Here is an 11405-nt window from a genome sequence, read left to right on the forward strand (position 1 = left end):
CGTCGAGGCCAAGCCAAAGAAGCAGGCAAAGGCCGAGGTGAAGAAGCCGGCTGAGGTCAAGGCGAAGAAGCCGGTCAGAGAGGCCAGACAGCGCCCGAAAAAGGAGAAAGCCGCACCGGCTGCGAAACCCGCAGCCAGGGCGGCCGCATCCAAACCGGCCAAAGCGGCGGCCTCGAGACGCGGCGACTCATCCAAGTGGGACTCGCGCCTGGGTGCATGGATCAGGCGGCACACGGATTATCCGAGGGCGGCGAAAGCCCGGCGCGCGGAGGGTAGTCCGCAAGTCACCTTTACGGTCGACGGATCCGGCCGAGTCCTATCCGCCCGGCTGGCTCGTTCCTCCGGCGATGCCGACCTCGATCGTGCGGCGCTCAGCGCGCTGCAAGGTGCCAAAGTGCCCACGCCGCCGCCAGAGCTCGGCTCGCGGATAAGTCGCACGGCGCCCTTCGTGTTCAACCTGCGCAACTAGGCAGCACGACCGAGGACCGGTTCTTCCGGATCCAGGTCGTCTTTGCCGGATGCGGACCATTGCAGTCCGCATCCGGCGACGTCTTCGCTACGGCCGACGCCCCTCTTGCGAGCGCGCTTCCCTTTTCTTGCGCCAGGGGGCGTTGGCTTCCCAGTCACCGGCCATGATGCAGCCATAGGGCATGACCTCGTCGACGATCTTCGCCAGGCCGAAATGCTCGATCTGGCGGCGCATCGAAGCCGCGTTCTTGTAGGCGCTCGGCAGCTCCGAAATATCCGTCACGCCCGAGAAGAAGCGGGCATCGGTGCCCTTCGTCTCTTCCGCGAAGATATCGGCGTCGCTGCGCCCGGCCTGCATGCGCCGGTGCTGGCTGCGCGAAAAATTGCGCCCGGCGCCGTGCGGCGAGAAACCGAGTCCATGGGCAGCATTCTTGCCGCGCACGATCAGCACCGGTTCCGCCATGTTGAGCGGGATCAGCGTCAGATCGGTCGCGTCCTCGGCCCAGTTGTCGAAAGCCGGGGTGGCGCCCTTGCCGTGGTAGAACAGCCCGTCCGAGCGGCGGAAAACGAAGTTGTGCTCGTTCCAGAACCGGTCCGACACCTTCGCCGACAGACGCTCGGCCGCCATATCGTGGATGAGCATGTGGTTGCCCTTGGTCCATTCGCGGATCGTCTGCAGGGCATCCCAATACTCATCGCCCTCCCTGGTGTCGGCTGGGATCCAGGCATTCTGCGGCAAGGTCTCCGGCGACAGGGTCTTGCGAACGCCCTCGGCGATCTTCATCCCCTTGCTGTAGAGCCGGGCGCCCGGAGAGCGCGAGCCATGGTGGGTGACCAGCGCCGTCTCGCCGCTCGACTTCAGCGTGCCGACATAGGCGAAATGGTTGCCGTCGCCCTGGGTGCCGAAGTGCTCGATTGCCGCACTGGTCATATCGCGCAGCAAGGGGTTGGCCTCGAAACGCTCGAAGACCTCCTTGGCCGGCCGGATCTGCTGGCCGCGCGGACGTCCGCCCGGCCCGAAATGGGTAACCGCATGGACGGCATCGAGCAGCGCGGCAGGCGCCACGCCGGGGAATACCGAGATCGCCATCGAGCAACAGATGTCGGCCGAATGCATGCCGGGGTGGATCGCCTCGGACACGGCGACACCGCCGACCGGAATGGTGCCCGACGGGCCGGTCGGGCAGGCATCCGGCATGATGGCGCCGGCGCGGATCACCGGCGTGCGCATCAACTCGGTCATGCTGCGCGTGACCGATTCGACATTGGCGGCTTCCTCAGGTGTTTCGGCCCGGATGTTCAGATGCAGTGGCATGGAGGCAGCCGCATGCAGCGACAGAGCCGGCGGTGGCGCGAAACCACGCGCGGCCTCCAGCGCATCGCCCTGCGATCCGCCATTCTCCAGCACCGCGTTTGCGGCGGCGAGCGCCTTGCCGAACCACTTGCCCTGCGGCATGCCTGCGTCGATCAAATCCTGTCCACTCAAAATCTCGGCCATGTCTTTCACTTTCGGTATGACTGCCACTTTCGGTATACTTGCCTGGGCAGCACTGCATATTGCGGACGGACGACAAGGGAATGCGAGACATCATTTCCGCCACTTCGCTAAGATGCGAAGGAGGGACACGAACCCTCACGCCTTTCGGCACCCGCATGCGTGTTTGCTCCGCAGCGGGCTGCGTCTACCTGTAGTCTCGCAGGCATTCGTCCTTTCATTTCGATCTGGCGACAAGGATCGGCAGGACCGTTCTGAGCCACTCCCGTCCGAAGACGGAAGGGGTGATTTGAACACCCGACCTTCCGCGCCTTTCGACGCGGACGCTTCTACCTGTAGTCCTGCCTGCATTCGCCATTTATTGGTCGCCGCGGCGACAAGAGAAGATGAAACCCGGGAGTCCCGCTCGTGCCAGAGAGCGCCTGCGAGGTGAGGAGTCGAACCTCACGGAGCATCCCATCGTATGCTGTAGTTCCATCCGGCATTCGCCGCGGCTTTTTCAAGTCATGACGGCAAGTATTGGTGAAACGTTTCCCGCCTGACCACTCGGCCACATGCTCGATCGAGCACAGCAGGAATCGAACCTGCGTAAGGAGCACCTGAAGCTGTAGTTCCACCGGCATCCCGTCATGCCTTATGTTCAGTTCCTTTCTTCAGTTGCGGCCGGAGCCGCGCAAAAAGCCGTCGGGCATGACGACAAGATTGACGAAACGTCCCGCTCTAACCGCTGAGCTACGGGTCCATAGTGGCGGACCCGACGGGATTCGAACCCGCGACCTGGAGGTGAGCAGCCTGTAGTTCCATCGGCATTCGTCATGCCCCCGTTTTTTGTCCCGGTGGTCCCGGCGGACGCGCCGCCGGGACCGTTTTTACAGTTCGATCGCCTCGATCGTTCGCACCCAATGGTCCGGGTCGCCGCTCGAGGACAGCATGGTGCCCACCACGTCGAAGACGCGGTCGGAGAAGCCACCGACATTCAGGATGTCGGGCTGCGACTTGGCCTGCGTCGTCAAATGCGACTGGATGTCGATACAGATCAGCTTCGCTGCCGGGTTCCATCGCTTCAGCTTGTTCCATTCCTGCATCGTCGCCGTGCCCTGATGCGCATGCGCCGAAGCATCCACCCAGGACTGGTTGTCCGACACGAATACCACCAGGTCGACCTTCGCCTTCTCGCGCACCAGCCGTGCCAGCGGAGCCGAACAGTTGGTTCCGCCACCACCGATGGCAGCAAGCTTGGCGGCGTTGGTCATCACCGTGTCGCGTGCGTTGAGGCTGATATCAACCACATCGTTCTCGAACGGCAGGACCCTGGCCGTGGGGTTGCGGCGCAGCAGCGCAGCGGCCACCAGGGCAGCCACGTCGATGCAGCGGACAGCCGACGTCGCGCCCTTGCGGTAGCCGGTCACCGGCGAGGCCATGGAGCCCGAAACGTCCGGGCATACGACCACGTTGCCCTTGATCCGGGGAACGTTGCCAAGCGCGATTTCCATCGCATCCTGCAACGCATCCCGGACAACGCCAGGCACTTTCGCATCGGCCATGGTGAACGCCACCATGAGCTGATACGGGAACACCCGCGCACGCCGGACCTCTTCCGGATCGCGCAAGCGCGCCGCCAGCTTCTCCTCGAACCCAGACACTTCGAACACGCCGTTGCGGGCGAAAGTGTTCAGGTTCTGCCGCAGCATCTGCCAACCGGCCGTCTCCGCGATCTGCACCCAATGCACTGATGTCAGCGGCATCGAGGTCAGCATCTGGAACGGCACTTCCGGCACAGGCAGCGACGGGTCGCGCTTGAACGCCTCGAAAGCTTTGACCGCGTCCGGCAAGGCCGCAAATTCATGCGGCTTGCCGATCAGATAGCCATAAAGCGCTTCACGCGAAGCTGATTTCGGCTTCGGGTGAACCATCTTGATGACATCGGCCAGCGACGGATCGTTGCCGACCGCAGCCCGCATGATCTCGTAATCGGGTGCCTGCTCGAGCCAGACCTGGACAAGGCGCTTCGGCCGCGTGCCGAGCGACTTGCGCCCGGTGGCGCCGGACCGCATGACCTGCACGAAGGTGCGCAGCATCTTGCCATTCCTGACGATCCTTCCAAACGCCCGGTTGAACTCGTCGCCCGGCATGCAGGAGAGAACCGCCAGCAGCAATGCCGGCATATCCTTCATGTAGCCCTGCTCGAAGGCGTGGACGGCGGTGCGCGCCAAAAATCCCGGCTCGACCTGCCAGGCCAGCTTGAGCACTTCGTCCAGCTGCTCGCGCGGCTCGGCATAGAAGGTCGCGTTGAACGTTCCCGTCGCCGCCAGCTGCGCCAGAGCCTGGTGAGGCGACAGGCGGTAAGCCTGGGCGCCCTCATGGTTCCTGGTGTCGGCTGGCGGGAGCAGCTTTCCTGCAATCGTCGCAAACACGGATTTGTTCGCCATTGTTCTCATCCTTCATTTTCACACCACCAGCACTACAAGTGACGTGCCAGTTTGAAGGGTAGTGCGGCTCTGGCCCACTCAATTTGGCATAACGGCTTGATATTGTTGAGAAAGAAAAATCAGGATCGAAACCTTTGCCTCTGGCACTTCGCAGACGAGTGCCTGTATAGTGATCTAAAAATCTCGGCATTTATATTTTGGGATAATATGAAAAGACGCGTTGCGATCGGCATTCTTGGCACGACGCTCGATGCAAACGGCCGAGACGACCGCTGGAAACGATGGCGGCCAACGGTTGCGCTTTGCCAGCAACCGGGGCTGTTCATCGATCGGCTGGAACTCATCCACGACGTGCAGTCGCAGCGGCTGGCCATGCAAGTCATAGCCGACATCGAGGAGGTCTCGCCAGCAACCGAAGTCAGGTCGCACATCATCGGCATGAAGGACCCCTGGGATTTCAGCGAGGTCTATACCGAGTTGCGTGATTTCGCCCGCGCCTATGCGTTCGATCCTGAGAAGGAAGATTATCTCGTCAATATCACGACCGGCACGCATGTCGCCCAGATATGCTGGTTCCTGCTCACCGAGGCGCGCTTCATCCCGGCGCGCTTGCTTCAGCTTTCGCCACGCAGACGCGAGGGCAGCGATGAGGTTTCCGGCAGCCATTCGATCATCGATCTCGACCTGTCCCGCTATGATGCGATCGCCACTCGCTTTGCCGCCGAACGTGACGAGGCGACGTCCTTTCTGAAGTCGGGCATCGCCACCCGCAATCCCGCCTTCAACCAGATGATCGACCAGATCGAGAAGGTGACGATCAGGTCGCGCGCGCCGGTGCTGCTGACTGGGCCGACGGGTGCCGGCAAGTCGCAGCTGGCTAGGCGCATCTATGAACTCAAGAAGGCGCAGCGGCAGATCTCCGGTGCTTTCATCGAGGTCAATTGCGCCACGTTGCGCGGCGACCAGGCGATGTCGACGCTGTTCGGCCACGTCAAGGGCGCCTTCACCGGCGCCCAGAACGAGCGCGCAGGGTTGATGAAATCGGCCAACAAGGGCGTCCTGTTTCTCGACGAGATCGGCGAACTCGGTCTCGATGAACAAGCCATGTGCCTGCGCGCCATCGAGGAAAAGCGCTTCCTGCCGGTCGGCGCCGATCAGGATGTCATGTCGGATTTTCAGCTACTGGCGGGCACCAATCGCGATCTGTCGATCGGCGTGAAGGAGGGCAAGTTTCGCGAGGATCTTTTTGCACGCCTAAACCTGTGGACCTTCCAGCTGCCGGCCCTGCGCGACCGCAAGGAGGACATCGAGCCGAACCTCGAATTCGAGCTCCGCCGGTTCAGCGAGCGCGAGGGACAGAATGCTACCTTCAACAAGGAAGCACGCGAGCTTTACCTGAAATTTGCCATGGCGCCTGATGCCATGTGGCGGGCCAATTTCCGCGACCTCTCGGCTTCCGTCACGCGGATGGCTACTCTGGCGCCGCTTGGCCGCATCAACGAAGAGGCCGTGCGCGACGAGATCGACCGCCTGATGATACTATGGCGTGCCGGCGACGCCAGCGACCGGGAAGCGATCCTGCTGGACGTTCTCGGCCCCGACCGGCAAAGCCAGATCGATATGTTCGACCGGGCGCAGCTTGCGGCAGTGCTTGAGGTTTGCCGCAACAGCAAGTCCATCAGCGCGGCGGGGCGAAAATTGTTCGCGGTCTCTCGACTGCAAAAGACCAGCGGCAACGATGCCGACCGGCTGCGCAAGTATCTCATGCGCTTCGATCTGAACTTCGAGGACATCGCCGGAAGATGATAGATATCGTCCGCGTGTCTGGACCGGTACTGCTGCACCTGCCATACGTGGCGGCGTTGACGATCGTCATCTCACTGTCATATGCCCGCCATATACATCCATAATTCCGGATTCTACGATACATGGACAAGAACACCGCTCTTCTCGCATTGGCAGCGCTTGGCCAGGACACCAGGCTCGAAGTGTTTCGCCTGCTGGTCCGGGCGGGCGCAGATGGTGTTCCCGCTGGCGAGATCGCCTCGCGCCTCGGCACGGTGCAGAACACAATGTCGGCGCATCTGAAGGTTCTCGACCATGCCGGCCTCGTGCGCGCAGAGCGCGACGGCCGGACAATCCGCTACGTCGCCGACATGACCGGCTTTCGCGATCTGCTTGCCTATCTCATGGAGGATTGCTGCAACGGCGCGCCGGAGCTCTGCCAGCCGGTCATTCAGGCGGTGACTTGCAACTGTTAGAAGGGAGGACGACGCCATGAGTGAGCCATACAACGTTCTTTTCCTGTGCACCGGCAATTCGGCACGGTCGATCCTCGCCGAGGCGATCCTGAACCGTGTCGGTGCCGGCAAGTTCAGGGCCTATTCGGCCGGATCGCACCCGAAGGGAGAGGTCCATCCCTACGCACTCCAGCTTTTGAAAACCCTCAACCACGACACGTCCTTCGCCCGTTCGAAAGACTGGCAGGAATTCGCAGCTCCCGGCGCGCCCGAGATGAACTTCGTCTTCATCGTCTGCGACAACGCGGCCAATGAATCCTGCCCGGTCTGGCCGGGACAGCCGATGACGGCGCATTGGGGCGTGCCCGACCCGGCGGCCGTGGACGGCACGGACGCCGAAAAGCACCTGGCCTTTGCCGAAGCCTACCGCATGCTCAACAATCGGATCTCGATCTTCGTCAGCCTGCCGATGAACACGATCGACAAGCTCGCCCTGCAGAAACGACTGGATGAGATCGGTCGCGATCTTCCGAAAGTGGGCTAACCATGGCGGCTGACATGTCCCGTCGCATCGTCGCGGAAGCGCTCGGCACGGCAATGCTCGTCGCGACGGTGGTTGGCTCGGGCATCATGGCCGACAGACTGACGGACGATGTCGCTGTTTCCCTGCTCGGCAACACGCTGCCGACTGGAGCGATCCTGGTGGTGCTGATCACCATACTCGGACCGATTTCCGGGGCGCATTTCAATCCGGCGGTGACGCTGGTTTTTGCGCTGAGGCGCGAAATCGACGCGACCACGGCTTTGGCCTATATCGTGGCCCAGATTGTCGGCGGCGTCGCTGGAACGTTGCTGGCGCACGCCATGTTCGAACTGCCGATTCTTCAGATCTCCCAAACCGTGCGGACCGGAAACGGACAATGGATTGCGGAGTTGGTGGCCGCCTTTGGTCTGGTTTTCACCATTCTGGCAGGACTTCGCTTCCGTTCGGAGTCCATTCCCTGGCTCGTCGGCCTCTACATCACGGCGGCCTATTGGTTCACGGCTTCGACGTCGTTTGCCAATCCAGCAGTCGCCATTGCGCGGGCGGTTTCCAACACATTCGCGGGCATCCGGCCGATGGATTTGCCGGCGTTTATCGTCGCCGAACTTCTGGGCGCACTGCTTGCCATGGCCTTGGCAGGATGGCTGCTCACCGAGCCTAAACCAATCAGACAGATGAGAGCCGCGAAATGACTATCACCATCTATCACAACCCCGACTGCGGCACCTCGCGCAACACGCTCGCCATCGTCAGGCAGTCGGGTGAAGAGCCTGAGGTGATCGAGTATCTGAAGAACCCGCCGTCGCGCCAACGGCTGGTCGAGCTGATCGCGGCGATGGGAATGACACCGCGCGAATTGCTGCGCGAGAAGGGTACGCCGTACGCCGAGCTCAATCTCGGCGATCCCAAATGGACCGACGACGAGATCGTCGATTTCATGCTGAAGCATCCGATCCTGATCAACCGGCCGATTGTCGTCACGCCGCTCGGCACCATGCTCGCACGGCCGTCCGAAGCGGTTCTCGATATCCTGCCCAATCCGGGTATCGGGCCGTTCACCAAGGAAGACGGCGAAGTGGTGGTCGATGCATCGGGGCGGCGCATCGTCTGAGGGCAATCGGATATTTCGGGAATCTTGGAAATAGCACTTGACGGCACGCGCCGGCGGGAGCTACCTTATTTCCATGAAACTCGAACAAGCAGCAAAACAGCTCGAGGCGCTCGGCAATCCAACGCGGCTCAACCTCTATCGCACGCTGGTGAGGGCAGGCGAAACCGGACGACCCGTCGGTTATCTGCAGGAAACCCTCGGCATCGCTGCGTCAACCCTGTCGCACCATCTGCACCGGCTTATCCTGACCGGCCTGGTCACCCAGGAGCGCCAGGCAACGACCTTGATCTGCCGTGCCAATTACCCCGTCATGAACGATCTGCTCGGCTTTCTTGCCGACGAATGTTGTGCCGACGCTGCATGCGGTCCGGCGGTCGGCGAGGCGGCTGCGTAACTCTTTTTTGGCCAATATTTCTATAGTCCTAGAAGCATAGAAGGTGCGTCATGGCTCCCAATAGTAATCTCCCGGTCGCCATCATCGGCGGCGGACCTGTCGGTCTGGCCGCAGCGGCCCAACTTGTCAGCCGCGGCCTTCCGGTCAGGGTTTACGAGGCGGGTTCCGCGGTCGGCTCGAACCTTCTGGATTGGGGCCATGTGCGGGTTTTCACGCCGTGGCGCTATTGTGTCGATGCGGTCGCCCGAAAACTTCTCGAGAGCCACGGATGGCAAATGCCGGAGCCCGAGGCATTCCCCACCGCCGATGAGATCGTCGACCAATATCTCGCGCCGCTCGCAAAGCTTTCCGAACTGGCGCCGTCGATCGAGACCAATGCCCGCGTTGTCGCCATTTCCCGGTGGGGAGCCGACAAGGTTCTGAGCAGAGCGCGAGAGACGCGGCCGTTCATGCTTCTGGTCGAAACGGGTGCGGGCACGCGTCGGGACAGCGCCCGTGCCGTCATCGACGCGTCCGGCACATGGCAGACGCCGAATCCGCTCGGTGCCAGCGGCTTGCCGGCCGAAGGTGAGAGGGAATTCGGAGATCGCATCGCCTACGGCATCCCGGATGTTCTCGGCCGCGACCGTCATCTCTATGCAGGCCGCACGACATTGGTGGTGGGCGCCGGCCATTCCGCCGCCAACGCCTTGCTGGAATTGGCGGAGCTCGCACAAACCGAGCCGGGCACCTCGGCATTATGGGTGACGCGCAGCACCGATCTTGTCCGCATCTATGGCGGCGGCGATGCCGACGCCCTGCCGGCGCGGGGCGAGCTTGGTTCGGATGTCCGGCATCTCGCTGAAAGCGGGCGCGTGCGGCTGGTGACTGGCTTTGCCACGGTTGCCATTCGCGAGGTCGACGGCCGTCTCGTTGTCGAAGGGCAGACAAAAGATGGATTGCGCACGCTCGGGCCCGTCGACCGGATCATCGCCGCGACCGGTCAGCGCCCCGACCTCGCCTTGACCCGCGAGCTTCGGCTGGACCTCGATCCGTGGCTCGAAGGCGTCAAGGCGCTGGGGCCGCTCATCGACCCCAATGAGCACTCCTGCGGCGATGTCCCGCCGCATGGTCACCGCGAGCTCAGCCATCCCGAGCCCGAGTTCTACACGGTCGGCGTCAAAAGCTATGGCCGAGCGCCGACGTTCCTGCTGCTGACAGGCTATGAGCAGGTCCGCTCGGTCGCCGCGGCGATCGCCGGCGACATGGAAGCGGCCGATGCCGTGCAGCTGGTGTTGCCCGAGACCGGCGTTTGCACGGTGCCGGTATCGCTTTCAAGCACGTCGTCCCAGGGCTGCTGCGGCGGACCAGCGCCGGCTGCTGTCGACGCCTGCTGTGTCGACGACGCCAAGGCAAAGGCGAGCGGCAAGTCTGGCTGCGGCTGCGGCAGCACGCAAGCGATCGCAGCAGTGCGCAGCGGCGATCTCGAGATTGCGGATGCCGCTCAATGAGCGACCGGAAGATCCCGGCTGCGGCACTCTGGGCGTTGGGGCTGACGCAGATCATCGGCTACGGCACGCTCTATTACAGTTTTAGCATCCTGGTGCCGTCGATCGCGCTCGAGTTCGCTTGGCCGGAACAATGGGTCTTCGGCGCCTTGTCGGCGTCGCTGCTGGTGGGCGGGCTGTTTGCCCCGACAGCCGGGCGCTGGGCCGATCACTTCGGCGCCGGCCGGGTGATGACCTTTGGCTCGGCTGCCGCGGCGGCAGCGCTTGTTGCTTGCGCGCTAGCACCCGGTCGGGTGACCTTCGTTTTGGCGTTGATGGCCATGGAACTGGCGTCCGCGTTCGTGCTCTACAGCGCCGCTTTCGTGGCGATCGTCCAGGTCGGCGGAGCCAGGGCGCAGCGAAGCATCACCCATCTGACGCTGATCGCCGGCTTCGCCTCCACGCTGTTCTGGCCGCTGACGGCGGCACTGCACGAATACCTGACCTGGCGCGAGGTCTACCTGGTCTTTGCCGGCATCAATGTCGCCATCTGCCTGCCCATCCATGCCTGGCTGGCACGGCTGTCGCATCGGACAGATGAAAGTGCTTCACCGATACCCGCGGCCATTGGGCCGGCAGGCGGTGCGGTTGCCTCGCGCGACCGCAGCAGAGTGTTTCTGCTCATGCTTGGCGGCTTCGCGGTCGAGGGGTTCGTGCTGTCGTCGATCCTCGTTCACATGGTGCCGCTGACGACGGCGCTCGGGCTTGGCTCAGCCGGGCTTGTCGTAACCACGCTTTTCGGGCCCTCCCAGGTGGCGAGCCGGCTGATCAACATGCTGTTCGGCGGCCGGCTGGCGCAGACCTGGCTCGCGGTCATCGGCGCGACCTTGTTGCCGCTCGGCCTTGTCGCCCTGCTGGCGACGACACCATCGGTGGCCGGAGCCATCGCCTTCGTCATCCTGTTTGGATTGGGCTCGGGCCTCGCCAGCATCGTCGGCGGCACGCTTCCCCTGGAACTGTTCGGACGGGAGCGTTACGGCGCCCGGCTCGGCTGGGTGACGGCGGCGCGTCAGTTCTCGTCAGCGCTTGCACCCTTTGCCCTCGCCATGGCGATGGCAGGCATGGGCGTCCAACCATCGCTCTGGCTGGCCGCAGCGGTCGGCATGCTCGGCATACTGGCTTTCTCGGCAATCATCCTGATCAGAAGGCAGCCTCTTGAGGTTGCGATACCTCTTGTGAATGCCAATAGCAGCTGATC

11 protein-coding genes are annotated in these 11405 nt (G+C 62.9%); 9 read left to right on the top strand and 2 right to left on the bottom strand.

The annotated features are described in order from the left end of the window. The coding region (locus EOB36_RS22425) for an energy transducer TonB (RefSeq protein WP_164897585.1) at positions 1-469 on the top strand (469 nt) is incomplete at its 5' end. 87 nt (positions 470-556) lie between these two features. Here EOB36_RS22425 and EOB36_RS22430 read toward each other — a convergent pair. Next, on the bottom strand, positions 557-1966 hold the full coding sequence (locus EOB36_RS22430; protein WP_206637194.1) for an RtcB family protein: 1410 nt from the start codon (positions 1964-1966) through the stop codon (positions 557-559). Positions 1967-2832: 866 nt separating this feature from the next. Further along, positions 2833-4392, bottom strand: a complete 1560-nt coding sequence (locus EOB36_RS22435) for a TROVE domain-containing protein (RefSeq protein ID WP_128285707.1) — start codon at positions 4390-4392, stop codon at positions 2833-2835. Positions 4393-4599: 207 nt separating this feature from the next. Between EOB36_RS22435 and rtcR the strand changes: the two genes are divergently transcribed. The 8 genes from rtcR (at position 4600) to arsK (ending at position 11403) form a co-directional block, all read left to right on the top strand. Further along, complete coding sequence (rtcR, locus tag EOB36_RS22440) at positions 4600-6198, top strand: RNA repair transcriptional activator RtcR (protein WP_128285708.1); 1599 nt, start codon at positions 4600-4602, stop codon at positions 6196-6198. A gap of 122 nt (positions 6199-6320) precedes the next feature. Further along, positions 6321-6653, top strand: coding sequence for a helix-turn-helix transcriptional regulator (locus tag EOB36_RS22445; RefSeq protein WP_095485001.1), 333 nt, complete (start codon positions 6321-6323; stop codon positions 6651-6653). A gap of 16 nt (positions 6654-6669) precedes the next feature. Further along, entirely contained in the window at positions 6670-7176 is a 507-nt protein-coding gene (locus EOB36_RS22450) for an arsenate reductase ArsC (protein WP_128285709.1), read from the top strand. Positions 7177-7178: 2 nt separating this feature from the next. Beyond that, the gene (locus EOB36_RS22455) at positions 7179-7868 is read left to right on the top strand and encodes an MIP/aquaporin family protein (protein ID WP_127288292.1); all 690 of its coding nucleotides are present in this window, start codon (positions 7179-7181) and stop codon (positions 7866-7868) included. Beyond that, positions 7865-8287 (top strand): arsenate reductase (glutaredoxin), encoded by a 423-nt coding sequence (arsC, locus tag EOB36_RS22460; RefSeq protein ID WP_127288293.1) that lies wholly within the window; start codon positions 7865-7867, stop codon positions 8285-8287. Before EOB36_RS22455 ends, arsC begins: the two co-directional genes overlap by 4 nt. A 73-nt stretch (positions 8288-8360) precedes the next feature. Further along, complete coding sequence (locus EOB36_RS22465; RefSeq protein WP_095485005.1) at positions 8361-8681, top strand: metalloregulator ArsR/SmtB family transcription factor; 321 nt, start codon at positions 8361-8363, stop codon at positions 8679-8681. A gap of 50 nt (positions 8682-8731) precedes the next feature. Further along, positions 8732-10171, top strand: a complete 1440-nt coding sequence (locus EOB36_RS22470; RefSeq protein WP_128285710.1) for an NAD(P)-binding domain-containing protein — start codon at positions 8732-8734, stop codon at positions 10169-10171. Beyond that, on the top strand, positions 10168-11403 hold the full coding sequence (gene arsK, locus EOB36_RS22475) for an arsenite efflux MFS transporter ArsK (RefSeq protein ID WP_128285711.1): 1236 nt from the start codon (positions 10168-10170) through the stop codon (positions 11401-11403). The genes EOB36_RS22470 and arsK overlap by 4 nt, the downstream gene beginning before the upstream one ends. The last annotated feature ends 2 nt before the right edge of the window (positions 11404-11405 follow it).

It is taken from the genome of Mesorhizobium sp. M6A.T.Cr.TU.017.01.1.1 (genome assembly GCF_004023115.1).
Classification (GTDB): Bacteria; Pseudomonadota; Alphaproteobacteria; order Rhizobiales; family Rhizobiaceae; genus Mesorhizobium; species Mesorhizobium mediterraneum.

What these genes read in the sequence shown, in the direction of transcription:
- EOB36_RS22430 (WP_206637194.1), bottom strand. Translation starts at nt 1,966, where the DNA reads ATGGCCGAGATTTTGAGTGGACAGGATTTGATCGACGCAGGCATGCCG.
- EOB36_RS22435 (WP_128285707.1), bottom strand. Translation starts at nt 4,392, where the DNA reads ATGGCGAACAAATCCGTGTTTGCGACGATTGCAGGAAAGCTGCTCCCG.
- rtcR (WP_128285708.1), top strand. Translation starts at nt 4,600, where the DNA reads ATGAAAAGACGCGTTGCGATCGGCATTCTTGGCACGACGCTCGATGCA.
- EOB36_RS22445 (WP_095485001.1), top strand. Translation starts at nt 6,321, where the DNA reads ATGGACAAGAACACCGCTCTTCTCGCATTGGCAGCGCTTGGCCAGGAC.
- EOB36_RS22450 (WP_128285709.1), top strand. Translation starts at nt 6,670, where the DNA reads ATGAGTGAGCCATACAACGTTCTTTTCCTGTGCACCGGCAATTCGGCA.
- EOB36_RS22455 (WP_127288292.1), top strand. Translation starts at nt 7,179, where the DNA reads ATGGCGGCTGACATGTCCCGTCGCATCGTCGCGGAAGCGCTCGGCACG.
- arsC (WP_127288293.1), top strand. Translation starts at nt 7,865, where the DNA reads ATGACTATCACCATCTATCACAACCCCGACTGCGGCACCTCGCGCAAC.
- EOB36_RS22465 (WP_095485005.1), top strand. Translation starts at nt 8,361, where the DNA reads ATGAAACTCGAACAAGCAGCAAAACAGCTCGAGGCGCTCGGCAATCCA.
- EOB36_RS22470 (WP_128285710.1), top strand. Translation starts at nt 8,732, where the DNA reads ATGGCTCCCAATAGTAATCTCCCGGTCGCCATCATCGGCGGCGGACCT.
- arsK (WP_128285711.1), top strand. Translation starts at nt 10,168, where the DNA reads ATGAGCGACCGGAAGATCCCGGCTGCGGCACTCTGGGCGTTGGGGCTG.